Annotated in this window: 16 protein-coding genes and 1 pseudogene; 3 read left to right on the top strand and 14 right to left on the bottom strand. The window is 63.4% G+C overall.

All coding sequences use genetic code 11. The annotated features are described in order from the left end of the window. Window positions 1-128 precede the first annotated feature (128 nt). From L2I41_RS21545 to L2I41_RS12710, 5 genes are read right to left on the bottom strand one after another with little or no spacing between them, the layout of a single operon-like run. A complete protein-coding gene (locus L2I41_RS21545; RefSeq protein ID WP_304610557.1) occupies window positions 129-1,901 on the bottom strand; it encodes an amino acid ABC transporter permease/ATP-binding protein in 1,773 nt (590 codons plus the stop codon). 14 nt (window positions 1,902-1,915) lie between these two features. Beyond that, complete coding sequence (locus tag L2I41_RS12725) at window positions 1,916-2,452, bottom strand: GNAT family N-acetyltransferase (RefSeq protein WP_237153936.1); 537 nt, start codon at window positions 2,450-2,452, stop codon at window positions 1,916-1,918. Between the two features lie 28 nt (window positions 2,453-2,480). Then, window positions 2,481-3,692 (bottom strand): M20 aminoacylase family protein, encoded by a 1,212-nt coding sequence (locus tag L2I41_RS12720; protein WP_237153935.1) that lies wholly within the window; start codon window positions 3,690-3,692, stop codon window positions 2,481-2,483. Beyond that, the gene (locus L2I41_RS12715) at window positions 3,689-5,035 is read right to left on the bottom strand and encodes an LLM class flavin-dependent oxidoreductase (RefSeq protein ID WP_237153934.1); all 1,347 of its coding nucleotides are present in this window, start codon (window positions 5,033-5,035) and stop codon (window positions 3,689-3,691) included. Before L2I41_RS12715 ends, L2I41_RS12720 begins: the two co-directional genes overlap by 4 nt. Before the next feature lie 56 nt (window positions 5,036-5,091). Beyond that, complete coding sequence (locus tag L2I41_RS12710; protein WP_237153933.1) at window positions 5,092-6,093, bottom strand: LLM class flavin-dependent oxidoreductase; 1,002 nt, start codon at window positions 6,091-6,093, stop codon at window positions 5,092-5,094. Window positions 6,094-6,544: 451 nt separating this feature from the next. Here L2I41_RS12710 and L2I41_RS12700 point away from each other — a divergent pair. Continuing rightward, a pseudogene (locus L2I41_RS12700) lies at window positions 6,545-6,799 on the top strand (ABC transporter permease); the annotation flags it as partial. A 31-nt stretch (window positions 6,800-6,830) separates the two neighbouring features. Here L2I41_RS12700 and L2I41_RS12695 read toward each other — a convergent pair. Beyond that, window positions 6,831-7,037, bottom strand: a complete 207-nt coding sequence (locus L2I41_RS12695; protein WP_237153932.1) for an SDR family oxidoreductase — start codon at window positions 7,035-7,037, stop codon at window positions 6,831-6,833. 219 nt (window positions 7,038-7,256) lie between these two features. On the opposite strand from L2I41_RS12695, the gene L2I41_RS12690 reads away from it, so the two are divergent. Together L2I41_RS12690 and L2I41_RS12685 are read left to right on the top strand one after the other, a co-directional pair. Continuing rightward, complete coding sequence (locus L2I41_RS12690; protein WP_237153931.1) at window positions 7,257-8,312, top strand: isopenicillin N synthase family dioxygenase; 1,056 nt, start codon at window positions 7,257-7,259, stop codon at window positions 8,310-8,312. 32 nt (window positions 8,313-8,344) lie between these two features. Continuing rightward, the gene (locus tag L2I41_RS12685; RefSeq protein WP_237153930.1) at window positions 8,345-9,664 is read left to right on the top strand and encodes an O-acetylhomoserine aminocarboxypropyltransferase/cysteine synthase family protein; all 1,320 of its coding nucleotides are present in this window, start codon (window positions 8,345-8,347) and stop codon (window positions 9,662-9,664) included. A gap of 191 nt (window positions 9,665-9,855) precedes the next feature. Here L2I41_RS12685 and L2I41_RS12680 read toward each other — a convergent pair whose 3' ends face one another. From L2I41_RS12680 to L2I41_RS12645, 8 genes are all read right to left on the bottom strand, one after another. Then, entirely contained in the window at window positions 9,856-11,109 is a 1,254-nt protein-coding gene (locus L2I41_RS12680; RefSeq protein ID WP_237153929.1) for an LVIVD repeat-containing protein, read from the bottom strand. Further along, window positions 11,106-11,405, bottom strand: coding sequence for a hypothetical protein (locus L2I41_RS12675; RefSeq protein WP_237153928.1), 300 nt, complete (start codon window positions 11,403-11,405; stop codon window positions 11,106-11,108). The genes L2I41_RS12680 and L2I41_RS12675 overlap by 4 nt, the downstream gene beginning before the upstream one ends. Beyond that, window positions 11,398-12,249: an ABC transporter ATP-binding protein gene (locus L2I41_RS12670; RefSeq protein WP_237153927.1), complete on the bottom strand. Its 852-nt coding sequence runs from the start codon at window positions 12,247-12,249 to the stop codon at window positions 11,398-11,400. Before L2I41_RS12670 ends, L2I41_RS12675 begins: the two co-directional genes overlap by 8 nt. Next, window positions 12,249-13,244 (bottom strand): ABC transporter permease, encoded by a 996-nt coding sequence (locus L2I41_RS12665; protein ID WP_237153926.1) that lies wholly within the window; start codon window positions 13,242-13,244, stop codon window positions 12,249-12,251. The genes L2I41_RS12670 and L2I41_RS12665 overlap by 1 nt, the downstream gene beginning before the upstream one ends. A gap of 89 nt (window positions 13,245-13,333) precedes the next feature. Further along, window positions 13,334-14,380 (bottom strand): ABC transporter substrate-binding protein, encoded by a 1,047-nt coding sequence (locus L2I41_RS12660; RefSeq protein WP_237153925.1) that lies wholly within the window; start codon window positions 14,378-14,380, stop codon window positions 13,334-13,336. 223 nt (window positions 14,381-14,603) lie between these two features. Further along, window positions 14,604-15,548 carry a carbohydrate kinase family protein gene (locus tag L2I41_RS12655; protein WP_237153924.1) on the bottom strand — a complete coding sequence of 315 codons (945 nt, stop codon included), beginning with the start codon at window positions 15,546-15,548 and terminating at the stop codon, window positions 14,604-14,606. 159 nt (window positions 15,549-15,707) lie between these two features. Beyond that, window positions 15,708-16,844 carry a RuBisCO large subunit C-terminal-like domain-containing protein gene (locus L2I41_RS12650; protein ID WP_237153923.1) on the bottom strand — a complete coding sequence of 379 codons (1,137 nt, stop codon included), beginning with the start codon at window positions 16,842-16,844 and terminating at the stop codon, window positions 15,708-15,710. Next, window positions 16,841-18,178, bottom strand: coding sequence for an iron-containing alcohol dehydrogenase (locus L2I41_RS12645; RefSeq protein WP_237153922.1), 1,338 nt, complete (start codon window positions 18,176-18,178; stop codon window positions 16,841-16,843). The genes L2I41_RS12650 and L2I41_RS12645 overlap by 4 nt, the downstream gene beginning before the upstream one ends.

The following is an 18,178-nucleotide window of genomic DNA, read 5'->3' as shown; positions in this document are numbered from 1 at the left end:
ATACCGCAGCGATTTTTGCCAGGCTCTTCAGAATTGTGCTCAACTTTGTCATGCTTTCATCCTTGATTTTGCATCTTTAAGTTGTGTTTATGAGTGCAATGCCCTGGTCAGAGCTGAAGCTCTGCCGTTCACAGCACTTTGGCGAGGAACTCCCGCACGCGCAGTTGGTTTGCGTTGCCGAAGATTTTTTCAGGGGAGCCGGTCTCCACGATCTTTCCGGCTTCCATGAAGACAATGGTGTCGGCCACTTCGCGGGCGAAACCGATTTCGTGGGTGACGATGATCAAGGTGGTGCCACTGCGGGCAAGTTCCTTGATCACGTCGAGCACTTCATTGACGAGTTCGGGATCGAGGGCCGACGTGGGCTCGTCGAACAGCAAGACTTTCGGCTTGAGGGCAAGCGCGCGCGCAATGGCAATCCGCTGCTGCTGGCCGCCGGACAGCTGGCGCGGATAGGCCTTGGCCTTGTCGGAGAGGCCGACGCGCGACAGCAGCTCCAGGGCATAGGCCTGTGCATCGGCCCTGCGTATCCCATGGGCGATCGGAGCTTCGATGATGTTCTCAAGCACGGTCAGATGCGGGAACAGGTTGAAGTTCTGGAACACCATGCCGACCTCAACGCGTCGCGCCAGGATGTCACGTTCCTTGAGTTCGTAAAGACGATCCCCTTCCGCCCGATAGCCGATCAGGTCGCCATCGATGGCAATGAAGCCGTCATCCACCCGTTCGAGATGGTTGATTGTCCGCAGGAGTGTGGACTTGCCCGATCCGGACTGGCCGAGGATCACCGTGACGCTGCCGGAGGGAATATCCAGTGATACGTCGTCCAGAACCTTGAGATGCCCGAAGCTCTTTGACACGCCGTGGATCGAGACAGTTGCGCCAGGTTGGCGCGCCGCTGACCAGCGGACGGTGTCCGTGGGGGCTGCAACGACGGGTGACGAAGCGGTCTGGCCAGCCTCGCGCCGGATGGCGGAGATCACGCGGGACAGGGCAGAGGGCGGCGGATTGCGCAGGGCTCCGCGGGCGAAATGCCGCTCGACCTGCCACTGGACTGCCGAGAGAACGGTCAGGATGATCAGATACCACACGGTCGCCACCATCAGCAGGGGGATGACCTCGAGATTGCGGTGGAAGATCACCTGCACCGTGTAGAACAGTTCCGGCAGGGCCAGGATGTAGACGTTGGACGTCCCCTTGGCGAGGCCGATGATGTCGTTGAAGGCCGTGGGCAGAATGGTGCGCATGGCCTGCGGCAGCACGATATGGAACGTCTGGCGTCCTTTCGGCAGGCCGAGCGCGGCGGCGGCTTCATGCTGGCCCTGATCGACCGACAGGATGCCACCCCGGATGATCTCCGCCGCAAAGGCGGCCTGGTTCAGGGTAAGTCCCAGGACTGCTGCAGCGAAGGGTGTCAGCAATTGCGTCGTGGAGAATGAGAACCAGGTGATGTCGGTAAACGGCACGCCCAGCCAGATCGTTTCGTAGAGATAGCCCAGGTTGTTGAGGATCAGCAGCAGGACAATCAGGGGGATCGACCGGAAGAGCCAGATGTAGGACCAGGCGAGAGCCTGAAGCAGCGGCGAGGCGGAGACGCGGGCGAGCGCGATCAACCCACCCAGTGCAAAGCCGATGACCGTGCCGAAGGCCGTCAGCAAGAGGGTGCGGCCAAGGCCTGTCAGGACCGGCTCGGACAGGAACCATTCTGCAAACACGTCCCAGCCCCAGCGCGGGTTGGTGAAGACCGACTGCAAGATGGCGCCGATGATCAGCACGGAAAGGATCGTGCCGGCCGTCCGCAAGGGATAGCGTGCGGGGATGATGCGATAGTGTGCGTAGGCGCCGAGTTGGGACTTTCTCTCCAACGCAGCGGCGGGGGCGTATTCGCTCACGGCGGTCATGGTTGACCTTCCTTTCAAGGAGCCGACGGGGCTGGGCTGAACGCTGCTCCGGCAAATTCAGGCGCCAATCCGAAGAGATTTTTCTCGAAGGCGAGATGCTTGATTTCCTCAAGGTCGCCATTGAGATCAAAAAGGGCCGAATAGCCGTTGGTGAGATAGAGATTCTGCGCCTCCGGTTGCCGGAAGCCGGTGGTCAGATAGATGCGGGAATAGCCCTGCCGCAGGGCCTGTTCCTCGAGTTCGACCAGAAGGCGGCGCGCCAGCCCCTGACGCCGCAGATCACGACGGGTCCAGATGCGCTTGAACTCCGCCGTGCTGTCGTCGTAGCGCATGAATGCACCGCCGGCGATCGTTTCGCCGTCGCGCAGCCACAGGAGAAAGTTGCCGGTTGGAGGTGCGAAGGCCTGTGGTGGGTAGCGGTTGAGCTCCGCGGCCGCGCCCTCGCGATCGAAGAACTCGCCATAGCGGCTGTCATATTCGAAGATCAGGTCTTCGATCAGCGGCCTGGCGCGCGGATCGAGTGGAGTCGTGTAGATAAACTGGTTGCTCATGGGCAGCACCCCCGTCCGGTGTTGTGGTTCATGAGAGGAAGCGTTCGGCGATCCGCACCCAGAAGGTGGCAGCCGGAGCCAGGATCGCGTCGTTGAAGTCATAGGCTGGGCTATGCAGCGGTGCGCCGTCGCCATTGCCGACGAAAAAGAAGCTGCCGGGCAGGACGTCGAGGAAGAAGGAGAAGTCCTCCGACGCCGTGCGTGGACGAAAATCTGCAAGGACCTGTTCCTCGCCAAACGTGTCGAGGGCGACCTGCCGCAGAAAATTGGTCTCGTTTTGTGCGTTGATCACCGAGGGAAAGCCGAGCTTGTAGTCGACATCGGCAGACGCGCCGAGGCTTTCCGCCTGAGCCCGGATGACCGCCGGGACGCGCTGGGCGAGCAAGCGCCGAACTTCCGGACGAAACGAGCGTGTGGTGATCTTGAGATCCACCCATTCGGGGATGACGTTCGACGCCGACCCGCCGTGAATGGCACCGACGGTCACGACACCTGTATCGAGCGGATCGACGTTGCGCGAAACAATCGACTGCAGGGCCGTGATGGCGTGAGCGGCGGCCACGACTGGATCCACCGTTTCATGCGGCGCGGCTCCATGGCCGCCCTTGCCGGTGATCCGCACGATTGCCTGGTCGACCGAGGCCATGGCAGGGCCGTCGATGAAGCCGAAATGTCCGGTGGGAACACCCGGCCAATTGTGCAGTCCGAAGATGGCATCGGCCGGGAAGCGGTTGAACAAGCCTTCTGAAATCAGCCGGTTGGCACCGGCGCCGATTTCCTCGGCGGGTTGGAAGATCAGGTGGAGCGTGCCGTTGATTTTGTCACTGCGCGCCAGGTGATAGGCAGCGGCGAGGAGGATTGTGGTGTGACCATCATGTCCGCAGGCATGCATGACACCTTCGCGCTCGCTGGCGTAGGGCTTGTCCGTCGCCTCGCGAATGGGCAGAGCATCGATGTCGGCCCTGAGCGCCAATGCGCGAAACCCGTTGCCTCGCCGCAATGTGCCCACCACGCCGGTTTCAGCCAGTCCCTGGGTGACCTCGTATCCCCATTCGCCCAGAAGTTCGGCAATACGCGCTGCGGTCCGCCGTTCCTTGAAGGCCAGTTCAGGGTGGCGATGGAAGTCACGCCTGATCGCCACGAAGCGGGCAATGTCTGCTGCAATGGCCGGCTCAACGCCAGTCGCACCATTTTGTGCCGCATCTGGTCTGCTGGAAAGGACGGACCGCAGCGATGTCATCGCGCCAGCTCCTGTCGTGCGGTCGCTTCGGCATTCTCGGCGTAGCGGCTCTGCTTGCGCGGTAGGCCAAGATGATCGCGCAGGGTGGCTCCTGAGAGCTCACGCGTATACCGCCCGCGCTTCTCGAGTTCGGGGATCACCAGGTTGACGAAGTCGTCGAGCCCTTCGGCAATCACAGGGAAACCGAGGATGAAGCCGTCGGCCGCACCTTCGTCGATCCAGTGGATGATCTTCTCGGCAACCTCGGCGCCGGTTCCGAGGAACTGTTCGCGCGGCGTTGCCGCCTCCAGAGCCACTTCACGCAGGCTGAGATTGCGCGCCTTGGCGTCCGCCTTGATGCGGTCTGTGGTGGAACGGAAGGCGTTCTTGCCCACATCGCCCAGATCCGGGAACGGTGCATCCAGATCATATTGCGAGAAGTCGTGATGATCGAAGAAGCGTCCGAGATGCGAAATGGCGTCTTCGATCGAGACGAGGTCGCGGATGCGGCGATACTTGGCTTCTGCTTCCTCGGCTGTCCTGCCCACGATCGGGGATATTCCGGGGAAGATCTTCACATCGTCGCGCGAACGGCCGTGAGCGACTGCACTTGCCTTGACCTGGTTGGTGAAGGTGCGAGTGTCCTCGATGTTCGGAGAATGGGTGAAGACGGCGTCCGCATATTTGCCTGCGAGCTTGATGCCGGCATCCGATGAGCCCGCCTGGAAGATGACCGGCTGTCCCTGCGGCGAACGGCCGATGTTGAGCGGTCCGGCAACCTGGAAGAAGCGCCCCTTGTGATTGAGCGTATGCAGCTTTTCCTTGACGAAGAACTGGCCGGTCTCGCGATTGCGGACGATGGCGTCGTCGTCCCAGCTGTCCCAGAGCCCCTGCGTCACCTCAAGATATTCGTCTGCGATTTCATAGCGCAAGGCGTGATCCGGGTGCGGACGGCCGTAGTTGGCAGCTGATCCTTCGAGCGGAGACGTCACTACATTCCAGCCGGCGCGCCCCTTGGAGATGATGTCGAGCGAGCCGAACTGGCGGGCGACGGTGAAGGGGTCGGAGTAGGACGTCGAGACCGTCCCGGCGAGACCGATCTTGCTTGTGCGGCTGGCGAGCGCAGAGAGGATGGTCAGCGGTTCGAAGCGGTTGAGAAAATGCGGAATGGTCTTTTCGTTGATGTAGAGACCATCGGCCACGAAGGCGAAGGCAATGCCGGCGGCCTCGGCCTTCAGCGTCGTCTCGATGTAGAAATCCAGGTTGAGGCTGGCATCCGCAGGGCCGCTGGGATGGCGCCATGAGTTGAGGTTGCCGCCCGCGCCATGCAGCATGACGCCAAACTGGATGGATTTCTTGCTCATGAGCTGTCTCCAAATCCGCAGTGGGTGTTTGATGGTGGAAAGGAAGGGCGAGCGCCTCAGGCCGCCAGCGTCGCCGCGGCACCAGCCAGGAGTTCGATGGACGCCAGGCGTTCTGCGAAAATCGCAACCGGATTGTCGACAATGAACTCCGTGACGCCGAACCGGCTGGCCAGAGCATCGAGTTCGCCACGCACCTGTTCGGGCGTGCCGGCGATGACGTGCGGGCGTTTCTCTTCGGTGCGATAGTCCGAGTATCCCCCCTGGCGGGCGAACTCGGCGACGGCTTCAAGCGTGGGCAGGTTGACGCGTTGGCCGGTCGGCAGATGCGCCGTGAAAATCCGCAACTCGCCGACCAAAGCGGCGGCCTTCTCGCTGTTGGACGCAGCGAAGGCGTAGAGAGCGAGCGACGGAAGGCGACCGGTCAGATCTTCATAGGTGCGGAAGGTTGCTTCGATATTGGCGGGGTCGCCATTGAAATGTCCGGCATAGGAAAAGTCCCAGCCGAGGATGGCGGCCAGCCTGGCGCTGTCAGGTGACCCTCCCAACAGAATTCGTTGGGGCAAGGCAGGAACATCGGGTGTTGCCACAGCTCCTGCCAATGGATGGTCGGACGGCAGGTTGCCGGTCAGGAATCCGTCCAGCTCGGCCAAGGCGGTGTTGAAATCCGGGGGGCTGGCTGGATCGCGGTGGGCTTGCAGCGCACGGGTTGATGCAGGCAGTCCGCCGGGCGCCTTGCCGATGCCCAGGTCAACGCGTCCCGGTGCCAGGCTCTCCAGGACCTTGAAGGTTTCAGCGACTTTGTAGGGGCTGTAATGCTGCAGCATCACCCCGCCGGTTCCCACCCGGATGCGACTGGTGTGGGCGAGAATATGCGACACCAGGATTTCGGGGGCAGAGCTGGCAAGCTGTGTGCTGCCATGATGTTCAGCCACCCAGAAGCGATGATAGCCGAGCTGATCGGCGCGACGCGCCAACTTGATGGTGTTGCGCAGGGCTTTGGCGGCATTGCCGTCCGGCTCGACGGGCGTCTTATCTAGAAGGGACAACTTGTAGGTCATGTTCGCGGCTCACGAAGGTGACTGCATGTCCGTCAAAAAGAATACAGAAATGATAGATTATAAAGGAAAGGTCGTGCGCTTTCTGCGTGAAAATACGGATTAATTTTCCGCATTTGGTTGTGTCGCCCTTTGTCTCGGATGGCGTGAGCGCACGCGGCAGGGAGGCTTTGTGGGCAGAAAGCCGCTGCGGTTCAGGCCGCAGCAGATTTTGATTTGCCGCTCGACAGCGATTTTGGCGACCTTCGCGCCGCCGACCGCCAGTAGTCGCGATCGCGAGGGCTGTGGTGGCAAAGGCATCGCTGCTCATCCTTGACGAGCCGAGGGCGAGTCTTCCTTGGCGGAAGCGCAACGCCTCTATGCAGTGCTGCGGCGCCTGCGCGCCAGAGGCATGACCATTCTCTATATTTCTCAACGAATTGGGGATCTCGCTGCGCTCGCAGACCGCTCGGTGGTGATGCGTGGCGACGTGTCGACCGGCGGCTCGCTGATGATGGACGCCGTCGCCGCCGCGCTCATCGGCTTCGCCGTTCTCGACAAGCGCCGGCCAAATGTCCTGGGCGCCGTGATCGGAGCCATCTTTGTCGGTGTGCTGTTGAACGGCCTGACCATGCTGAACACCCCCTATTACACGCAGGACTTCGTGAAGGGCGTTGTCCTGGTAGGGGCTCTCTCCCTGACATATGGCCTGACCCGACCGGGCCGGTAAGGTCCCGTTTCCCGGCAGAAACGAGGCCCGGTTACCGCGTCAACAGTCCGGCATCGAGAACGAGACCCGATCCGGTGATGAAGCGCGCGTCGTCCGAGGCCAGGAACAGGACACTGGCCACGACATCGTCGACCGAGACCCATGGCGTCTTCAGGAGATTGCCGACCGATCGCTCGGCGATCTCAAGCGCGGTGCTGCCTTCCAAGGCCGCAAGGCCGTCGTTGAGAGGTGTGTCCACGCCGGTTGGGTTGAGCTTTCATGGCAGGGGGAACGACATTGCGTCAGCCCGCTCCGACTGCGCTATCCAGCCCGAGGGCGAGGGACGAAATTCCATTAGAGTGCGCGCAAATAAAATATAAAATCTATAAACAATGAATATTTTATGGTTCGCTTTCGATCGAATTCGGCGCAAATCCAGGTCACGGAATGCGTCGGTGCCGCGATCGGGAGCAAGCCAATGACATTCCAGCCGCAAACCTTCACGTTGCCCATTCTGGACATATCGCGTTTTCACAAAGGGGAGGCTGAGCGGCGGCTGTTTCTCTCTGATCTCCGCCGTATCCTGCACGATCACGGTTTCTTCTACCTGCAGGGCCACGGTGTGGCGCAGTCGCTGATTGACGACGTACTGGCCACATCGAAGCGCTTCTTTGCGCTGCCGCTTGAGGAAAAGCTCAAGATCCAGATGGCCAATACCCCGCATTTCCGCGGCTATACGCGCATCGGGCTCGAGTTCACCCGCGGCCAGCAAGACTGGCGCGAACAGGTGGACGTTGCCACCGAGGCCGACGCGGTGGATGTGCCGGCCGATCAGCCCTGGCTGCGGCTCACCGGCCCGAACCAGTGGCCGGACGCGATCCCCGAACTGAAGCCGCTGCTGCTGGCCTATCAGGCCGAGGTGACGCGCGTCGGCATCGAGGTGCTGGAAGCCATCGCCGAGGCGCTCGGACAGGACGCCGGCGTGTTCAAGGACATCTACACGCCGCTGCCGACCCAGCTTCTCAAGATCATCCGCTATCCGGGCCGCGATGTGGCGCAGACGTCGCAGGGCGTCGGCGCCCACAAGGACGGCGGCTTCGTCACCGTGCTGCTGCAGGACAAGGTCGAGGGCTTGCGCGTGCGGACCGAGGAAGGCGTCTGGCTGGAAGCGCCGCCGATCCCTGGCACCTTCGTGATCAACACCGGCGAACTCCTCGAACTGGCCACCAATGGCTTCGTCCGTGCCGACGTGCATGACGTGGTGGCACCGCCGCCGGGCGTCGAGCGCTTCTCCGTCGCCTTCTTCCTTGGGGCTCGCCTCGATGCCACCGTACCGGTGATCGATCTGCCGCCGGAGTTGGCCGAGCAGCGGCGCGGGCTGACGACCGATCCGCTCAATCCGCTGTTCCACAACGTCGGGCGCAATGTGCTGAAGAGCCGCCTGCGCTCGCACCCGGATGTCGCCCGCCGCCACCATGCCGACCTGCTGACGGCTGAGGAACTGGCCAGCAGTGCCCCCGGCTCCGCCTACTGAAAACCCGACAATCACCACTGGGAGTAATCGACATGACCAAGGCCAGAAAGCCCGAGACCCTTGCGCTGCACGGCGGCACCTATCGCGCTGCGCCGGAAAATGGCGCCGTTGCGGTGCCGATCTATCAGACCACGTCCTACCAGTTCAACGACACGGACCATGCCTCGCGCCTGTTTGCGCTCGAGGAACTGGGCTGGATCTACACCCGGGTGCAGAACCCGACGCAGGACGCCTTTGAAACGCGCATCGCCGAGCTCGAAGGCGGTGCCGCTGCGCTCGCCGTGTCGTCGGGGCAGGCTGCCTCGGCCTATTCGGTCCTGAATCTGGCTTCGGCCGGCGACAACATCGTCTCGTCAACCGATCTCTACGGTGGCACCTGGGCGCTGTTTGCCGAGACGCTGAAGCAGTTCGGCGTCGAAGTGCGCTTCGTCGATCCATCCGATCCGGAGAACTTCCGCCGCGCCACCGACGACAAGACGCGGGCCTATTATGCCGAGCTGCTGCCGAACCCGAAGCTCAACGTCTTCCCGGTCAAGGAAGTGGCGGACATCGGCCGTCCCCTCGGCATTCCGCTGATCATCGACAATACGGCAGCGCCGCTGCTGGCGCGCCCGTTCGAGCATGGTGCCGCCGTGGTCGTCTATTCGGCGACCAAGTATATCGGCGGCCACGGTACTTCGATTGGCGGACTGATCATCGACGGCGGCAACTTCCCCTGGGACCAGTTCCCTCAGCGCCAGCCGCTTCTGAACACGCCGGACGGCGCCTATCACGGCGCCATCTGGACCGAGGCTGCCAAGCCGCTCGGTCCGATCGCCTATGCCCTGCGCGCCCGCGTGAAGCTGCTGCGCGACGTCGGTGCCGCCATCTCGCCCTTCAACGCCTTCCAGCTGATCCAGGGCTTGGAAACCCTGCCGCTGCGCATCCGCCAGCATGTTGAAAACGCGGCGAAAGTCGCCGACTTCCTCAAGGGGCATCCGTCGGTCGCCCGGGTCATTTACCCCGGTCTGCAGTCGGGCGAGGAGCGCCGCCGCGCCGACACCTATCTCACGGGTGGCTATGGCGCGCTGGTCGGCTTCGAGCTGAAGGGCGGGGTCGAGACGGGGCGGCGTTTCATCAATGCGCTGGAGCTGTTCTACCACGTGGCCAACATCGGCGATGCCCGGTCGCTGGCGATCCATCCGTCGTCGACCACGCATTCGCAGCTGACCGAGCATGAGCAACTGCAGACCGGCGTGACGCCGGGCTATGTGCGCCTGTCGATCGGCATCGAGCATCCCGACGACATCATTGCCGATCTGGATCAGGCACTTAGCGCGGCAACAGCCGTCGATCGCGTCGCTGCGGAATGACGAAAAGGCAGCCCGCCGGTGTTACGCCGGCGGGCGGCCAGAGGACTCGCCAGGCCCTGCTCGGGGGATCGGCGGGACTTTTGAGCACGAGTGATTTTCGCCTAGTTGTTGCGGCCTTGGCATTCGGCGGGTTCGGGTCGAGTGTCAGCCCTGCAAAGCCCGGAGGTCTTGCGGAAACCTCCGGGCTTTTTTTATCCGCCGAACTCGATGATCGACAAACCCGCATTATAATCAGTGGCATAGAGAATGCCGTTGCGGTCGGCGAACACGTCGGCGCTCTGGATCACAGGGGGGCGGCCGGGGCGGCGGTCGATGATTTTGGTCGGGGCAGAGGGGACAAGGGCGCCGATCTCGCGGGGATGGTAGGGATCTGCGATGTTGAACGCCCGGATGCCGGCATTCTGCCAGGTGGCGAAGATGATCTCGGACGACTGGAAGCTGCCCGGACGGTTCTCGTGCAGGTTATGCGGCCCGAAATGACCGCCCTTGGCCGTATAGTCGGCCTCCTTTGGAATGGGAAAGGTCGAAATCGACACCGGGTTGTCTGGCGACCGGATGTCGAAAACCCAGGTATGCTTGCGTCCATCTTGCTCATTATCTGCCACAGCTTCGTCGGCCACAAGTAGAAGGTTGCGGTCGGGCAAGGGCAGGGCAGAGTGGGTGCCGCCGCCATAGGGCGGGCACCAGTTGCGGTGCGCGATCAGCTTCGGCGCCGATTTGTCGGCAATGTCGATGAGCGTCAGGCCACCGTCACGCCAGCAAGCATAGGCGGTTTCTCCTGAAATAACAGCATGATGCAAGGCATGGCGCTTGCCCGCCGGCCAGCTCGGCACCTCGCCGCCGGCCGTGTGCATGCCGTCCAGCCAGAAGCGCCCGGCCTCGAAGGGGCGGGTGGGATCGGCGATGTTGACAATGGCGAGAATGTAATCCGAGTAGCCATTGAATAGCGCACTCATGTAACAAAAATCACCGCCAATGTACCAGATTCGGTGCACGCCGATTCCGTCGACCGGAAAGAAGCCGATCTGCCGCGGCCGGGTCGGCTGGGAGATGTCGTAGATGGCGACGCCCGACGACCAGGGGCGCGGTGCTGCTCCATTGCGTGACTTGGCACCCACGAGGTCACCCATGGAACTCGAGTAATAGCTGTGCTCGTCGTCGAAGGTGATGTTGGCGAAGATATCCAGCGCGTGTACCACCAGCAGCAGATCGTCATGGGTCTGCAGATGGATCGTCCAAGTGTTGGGCGGCGCCGGGATTAAAGTGGTCTCGCCCGGGCGCGAGGGATCGCGCACGTCAATGATCGAGAAGCCGCCCGACCAGGGATGGGCCACATAGGCATAGCCCCGGTGCACCATCACCTGCAGACCATCGCCGCGACCGCCCTGATCGGAATGACCGATCAGGCGCATGTTCCGGGCATAATCGACGGGCGGAAGGCTCATGCGGACCGGCGGGGCAACACGTTGGCAATGAGACCGCCGGCGAGGACCAGTGCCGACACCCAGAAGGCCAGGACGTCATAGCGCTTGATGCCGAGCACATGGTTCTGCTTGCACAGCGCCTGGGCGAGGGAGCAGAGGTCCGACTGCGCCGCCATGCAGGGCAGCGCCTCGTTCAGCGACATGGAGTTGGTGCTGATCAGCTCGCGGAACACCAGCCACCACCAGGCGAACGTGCCAAGCGACAACAAGAGGCCGAGGACCAGAAGCGTGGGCGACGACATCAGGCGCTTAATCATTGGCAATTCCGAGCTGGCCGAGGATGGTCTGGCGCAAGTGAACGAGGTCGGTATCGTCGCGATGCCGGGGATAGGGCTTGTCCACCTCGAACTCGGCGACGATGCGGGCGGGGCGGTCCGAGAAGACGATGACCCGGTTGGCAAGCAGCAAGGCTTCCTCGACGTCGTGGGTGACGAGGATGGCGGTGAAGCCCACCTCCTGCCAGAGCTTGGTGAGCTCGGCCTGCAGTGTCATGCGCGTCAGCGAGTCGAGTTTGCCGAAGGGCTCGTCGAGCAGCAGCAGATGCGGGTCGTTGACCAGAGCGCGGGCGATCGCCACGCGCTGGGCCATGCCGCCGGACAGCTGGTGCGGATAGGCGTCGGCGAACTTGTCGAGCTTGACCAGTTTCAGCGCGTTGTCGACCCGCGCGGACTCGGTGTCCAGCAGACCGCGCGCTTCGAGCCCGGTGGCGACATTGCGCCAGACGGTGCGCCAGGGAAACAGCGTCGGATCCTGGAAGACCAGCAAGCGCGAAGGATCGGGGCCGTCGATCGGCTGGCCCTCTTCGAGCAGCGAACCGCGGCTGGGCGTGTCGAGACCGGCGGCCAGACGCAGGAGCGTGGACTTGCCGCAACCGGACGGACCCAGCAGCGCCACGAATTCTCCCGGCTTGACGCTGATGGTGACATTGTCGAGGACAGCCAGGGGAGATCCTGCAATATCAAAGTGATGCGAGACGTTCTTGATGTCCAGCGCGATGTTGCGGCGGGCGTTGTCAGCCGGAACGGTCCGGCTGCTGCGCGGCTCTTGCCGCTTGCGGCCGAGTCCCGCGAAGGACAGGAGGGACTTGAGCGGAGCGTTCATCAGATCAGTCCCTTTTCCTGCCAGGACAGCAGACGGTCACGGGCCACGAACAGCAGCTTGACGATGCCCGAGCAGAGCACGGCCATGATGACGATGGTGGCGTAGACGTTGGCATAGCCCGAATAGGCGGTCTGGAACTGGATGTACCAGCCGAGACCGAACTTGGCGCCGAGCATTTCCGCGACCACGAGGATGGCGAAGGAATAGTAGAGGCCCATGAACAGGCCGACGAACACATGCGGCAGCGAGGCCGGGATGGCCACCTTCAGGATCTGGAAGCGCTCGTCGGCACCGAGCGTGCGGGCGACGTCGTAATAGGCCTTGTTCACCGAGGAAACGCCCGACGCCGTGAGGATGGCGACGGGAATGCCGCAGGACAGCGCCACCAGGAAGATCGACGCGTCGAAGGTGGTCGGGAAGAAATAGAAAGTGGCGGGAATCCAGGCGGAAGCCGGTACTGGACCGATCAACTTCAGGATCGGCATGCCCCAATAGTTGAAGCTGCGCGACCAGCCGAGTGCGATGCCGAGGAGAAACCCTACGGTCACGCCGGAGAAGAAGCCGAGGCCCCAGAGGCGCAGCGAGTAGCCGATGCAGACGATCAGACGATCGAACTCGACCACATAGACGTTGAGCAGGCCGTGCGGCGGCGAGAAGAAGGGCTTGGGCAGCCAGCCGGTCTTGGCGGTGGTGAACTCCCAGAGCGCAAACCAGACGCCGACGGCGATCAGCCAGGGGCCATAATGCTCGATGGTCTTGCCGGTCTTGCCGAGCGTGTGCACCGTGAAGGCGAGGACGAGGAGGATGGCGGCGCCGGCACCGGTCAGACCGGAGAACAGTCCGACGCTGCCCCACTTGATCGTATCGGGAAGGGCGATGGTGACGATGGAGGCGGCCGCCCAGGTGACGGCGGCAATCAACCCATGCTTCCAGACGAGTCGCGTGGCAGCACTTGTATCTGCCTGCTCGTCCAAGGTCTGGACGATATCGGTCATGCAAATCTCCCGTCGGCCACGCCGACCAAATCATGAACCGGCAGAGCCTGCCCAGGTCGGGAAGGCTTCCGCCGGCGCGCTGGAACAGATCAGGCCAGCAGGTTGACGGTGATGCGCTCGGCAAACTCCTTCGGATCGGTCTCCGGATCGAGAACCTTGACCAGCTTGAGGTCTTCCGAGGTGATGCGGATCTGGTCGATCAGCGCCTGACCGATCGGATGATTGTGCGACACCAGATTGCCGATGACCGCCTGGAGATCCTCGAGGCTGAGGCCGGCGGGCTTCAGGGCATCGAGATACCAGGCCGCCACTTCATCCGGATGGGCGGCGGTATATTCGTGCACTTCGATATTGGCTTCGGCCAGACGACGCAGCGCATCCTTGTTGTCGTTGAGGAAGGCGCCATTGGCCCCGAGCACGCAGCAGGTGTGATCGGCGTAGACACCGGTCTGGGTGTCGGCGATGAGCTTGAAATTGTGGGCCTTCTGGATCGAATAGGCCCAGGGGTCGAGATGGGCGGCGATGTCGGCGTCGCCACGGGCGACCGTTTCACCAACCAGTTCGAAGGGAACGGCCTTCCAGGTCACGTCATTCTCCGGATCGATGCCGGCCTTGGCCAGCGTGACCTGGAAAGCGACCTGCGGCGGCGCACCGATGCCATAGGTGGCGATGGTCTTGCCCTTGACGCTGGCAATGTCGGTCACCCCGGAGGCTTCCGAGGCCAGCAGACGCTGGCAGCCGCCATGCGAGCCGACGAAGAGCTTGACGTCGAAGCCCTGCTCCAGCGGCTTCAGCCAGTCGCCGACAAGGCCGGCGCCCACGTCGGCCTTGTTGGTGGCCAGCGCCTGGATGAGGGTCTGGCCGCTGGCACCCTGATAGAAGAGCTCGATATCGAGATTGTGCTTGGCATAGAGGCCCTTGGCGACGCCGAAGCCAAGGGGGGAATGGCAGGCCGCCACTTCCGTCCAGGCGAGGCGGATATGCGGGGCCGGCCCGGCGATCGCTGGCGTGAACAGGCGCGTGCTCGCGGCGGCACCCGCGGCAACCGCGCTACCGGCGGCAAGGCCGCGCAGCACGCTGCGGCGCGACAGGCCGCTTTCGCGGGGAGAGGAGGAACTGGCGTTTGAACCCGTCATGGCTAAGGTCTCCGGTCAAAACTGGGCAAGGTGTCAATCTTGACCTAGGATAGCCACGGCATGACTTAAATCAATAAAAGCTATGGAAATAGTATTCTATTTGCATCGTGAACATTGGAAGCCTTTGTCAGCCGTCGGGTATTCCGCAGAACCGACGCCCAAGCCCGCAAAATGATCGGCAAGCGCGTGCGAGTCGCGATTGCCGAACGGTCTCCTCAAGGTGTCAGTCGCGCGTTTCCGCAGACGCCATGAAAGCCTGGACCTGCGCGAGGTCAGAGACCCCGGCATCAGAACCGAGACCGGTGGCAACCAGCGCCGCCGTTGCCGACCCCAGGCGGCAGGCATCTTCAAGCGACAGGCCTTGGGAGAGACCGGCAATGAAGGCGCCGCAATAGCTGTCGCCGCAGCCGGTGGTGTCGGAAACCGCCACCTTGAAGGCCGGGGTGTAGAATGCGTGATCGCGGGTGCGGGTATAGGAGCCCCTGGCACCAAGCTTGAAGACGACGGCGCCAGCACCACGGTCGAGGAAAAAGGCGGCCGCCGCTTCGGGCGTATCGAGACCCGACAGGTAGGACGCCTCCTCGAAGGAGGGCATGAAATAGTCGACATGCGGCAGAAGCGCGTCGAGCAGCGTGAGCGTCGAGGGATTGGGTGCGATCAGGTCGAAGGTGGTGACCACGCCGCGCGCCTTGGCATGCGCCAGCAGCTTTGCGCTCTGACCGCCGTCCATGGCACGCAACAGGCCTGTGCCGCCGAGATGCAGGAAGCGGGCATCGGTGGCGCGGTCAAAGTCCGCGTCGGAGACAAACAGATGGTCCGAGGCGCCGCGCGCGTGCAGGGCCGGACGTTCGCCGTTGGGTCGGATCGGCAGGATGGTGGCCGAGGTGGGCGCCTTGTCGGTGAACTGCACGAGCGAAGTGTCGATGCCGAGCCGCTTGTAGACCGCAAGGATGAAATCGGCCTTCTCGTCATGGCCAAGGCAGGCGATGGTTGCGGTGGAAATGCCGAGCTTGGCGGCGTTCATGACTGCGCCGGCGGCGGTGCCGGCCGGGTTGAGGCGGATTTCCTCGATGAAGGCAACACCGCCACCATCCGGTACGCGCTCAACCGGGCGACCGGCGACATCCAGAATGGTGAGGCCGACGAAGATGGCGTCGAAACGGGCCATGAAGTAGTCCTGTCATACCAGTTCGCCAGAATGCTGACGCATTGGCTCATTGAGAACAATTCGAATTTCTCATTTGCGTCAAAGGCATGAGAAACTCGAGTACGGAATACCAAGAGTAATTTTTCAATGACACTTGGTATCAGTGTCTGGTGATCGCGCTCAGGGCGCTTGGGTCCGGGGGCCACGATCGGTCGCGAGGGTCTCGACGGCCTCGGTGAACAGGCGCGCGTCGGCGGTGAGCTTCGAACCGGAAGCGAGCAGGGTGCCACCAAGGAAGAGCATGGTGTCGAGGCCATAGTCGCCGATCATGGACGGCAGCATGTCGTGACGCACGCCGCCGGCAGGAATGGGCAGCGCCGGCAGCGCCGATCCGAGCGGTGCACGGGCCATGGCCGCGGCCGACAGCGTGTCGTCACGCGGGATGCCGAAGCGGTTGCCATGGGTGGGGAACAGGGTCGCATCGGCGCCAAGCAGGCGCAGGAGCTTGCCAAACAGCAGCGAGAATCCAACCGGCGAACGCCCACCGAAGGCCGGATGCGACAGGAACAGAAGATCCCGGTTTTCCGCCGTGATCGTCGCAAAGGTGGACAGGCCGACCAGCATGGGCATGATCATCACGCCCGGGAGCCGCGCGCGGCGGACGAGGTCGATCTGGTGACGCAGATCGTCGAGCGTGCCAGTTATGTTCGGCAGATAGTGCGCGAGGTGGCCCGTCTCGTTTGCCGCCGTCTGGACGGCGGCGGACACTTTGGCGATCCGTTCGGCAAAGGGCGCCGACCGCTGGTTGGCAAGGCCGTGATCGTCCTTGATGAAGTCGAGTCCGCCTCTGGCGAGGCAAAGGGCGATGGCCGCGAGCTCGTCTGCGGGCAGGCCCTGCGGCTTGAGGTTGGAGAGGGTGAGGGGCCGGGTGGGCGCATTGGCCAGCTTGCGGAGACCAGGAATTCCAAGCGCCGGGCCGGGAAAGCTGGCGAGGAGCGGTTCGGGCAGGTCAAAGTCGATCAGTTCGGCGGAGGCATGGAACGAGCTGTTGCCGACGAGCATGTTGAGAAACTGGCCGATCGATCCGTCCAGCGTCTCCGTAGCCAGCGAGATGCGAGCCTCGAACAGGTGTTCGGCGACAGAATGAACGCCGACAACCCGCCCAACCACCTCTGTGAGGATCCGGGTATCGGTGATCGCCGCGAGTGGCATCTCGACGCTTTGCTCGATGGCGATGGCCTGCGCCAGGGACCGGGCGTGGTCCCGATCGCCGTGGATGCGGAAGACCGCCGTGAAGCGCGTGTCGTCTGCGGTCATGGCAACCGGTCCAACTCTGCGTCCAGGAGGCCGGACTCGGCGGCGATGTCCAATATGGTGAAGCGGTTGCGCGTGAGGCGGGCGAGCTTGACGGCATCGCGCCAGACCTTGCGGGGCAGGGCGATGTCCTCAGGGGTGAGCGGAGCCCCGGCCGCGCGAAGGGCGGCCTCAAGCTCGGTGCGGCGCTTGAGTTTCGGCCGCAGTTTGGCGCGGATGCCGGGCCACTCGCTGGCGAGTTTGTCGGTGAGGTGGCGGCGGGCGGGGCCGTCCATTTCCTTCTTGCAAAACTCGGCAAGGCAGGCCGGCCCAGCGGCCCCGAAGGGGGTGAGGATGGTCTCATCCGAGATGACCTGCGCGGCGAGCGTCGGCGGTGCGGCCCTGTCGAGCACAAGTTCCTGCAGCCGCGCCACGGCAAGGGTGGCGATGCCCACCTGCTCGCCATGCAGGGAGCCGGGATGGTCAGGCCCGGCAAGCATGTCGATGGAGTGGCTGATCATATGCTCGGCCATGCTGCCCGAGTGGGAGGTGCCGGTGACGAAGGACCCCATGCCCGTCAGGACCAGGATGCGCGCCAGGGCGACATAGGCCTCGGGATCGCGCCAGGCGAGCCGTCCGGCGAGTTTCAGCATGCGGTCCTCGTCGGCCGCCTGAAGCTGAAAGGGCGTATCGCTGTAGCTGGTGCCGAGCAGCAGGTGAGACAGCAGCCAGTCGACTTGCGCCGTGGTCCGGCAGACACTGTCGCCGAGACCGGCGCGCGTCAGGCGGAGCGGCGCGTTGGCGACGGCGCCGATGTCCAGGAACACACCGACGGGCGCCCGGGCGGGCCGCGTGGTCTTCATGCCCGCTGCATCGAACAGCGAGGCCGTGGTGGTGGTATAGCCGTTCATCGACAGCGCGGTGCCGAAGACGGCATAGGCCCGCCCCGAGCGGTGGGCGACGGTCTTGACCAGATCGTTGATCGTGCCGGCGCCGACGGCGACGATGGCGTCGGCATGCCGAAGCCGATCGGCAAGATCATCGGCCGTGGCGTCATCGGCGCGCGGGCGTTTCAGGACGATGGGAGGCGTGGTTCTCGGGAGAGCCCGCTGGACGCGCCGTCCGAGCGCCGCCCAGGTGTTGTCGTCGGCCACCACGGCGATCTGCCCGGTGAGGCCGGCGGCGGCAATCAGATCCGCCTCGCCGCCGCTGAGGTCGCCATCGATGCGGACCGAACGGATCGGACTGCGCAGGGGCTGGCCCGTCTCCGGGACGATCAGGCGGCCGGCGACGACGTCGCGGATCAAGTCACCTTCGTCGAGCTTCTGGCCGTGAAGCGCCGGAGCGGGAACATACAT

The organism is Oryzibacter oryziterrae (assembly GCF_021864535.1).
Lineage (GTDB): Bacteria > Pseudomonadota > Alphaproteobacteria > Rhizobiales > Pleomorphomonadaceae > Pleomorphomonas > Pleomorphomonas oryziterrae.
Note: the sequence above shows the minus strand (reverse complement) of the source record. Positions and strands in the feature narration are given on the sequence as shown.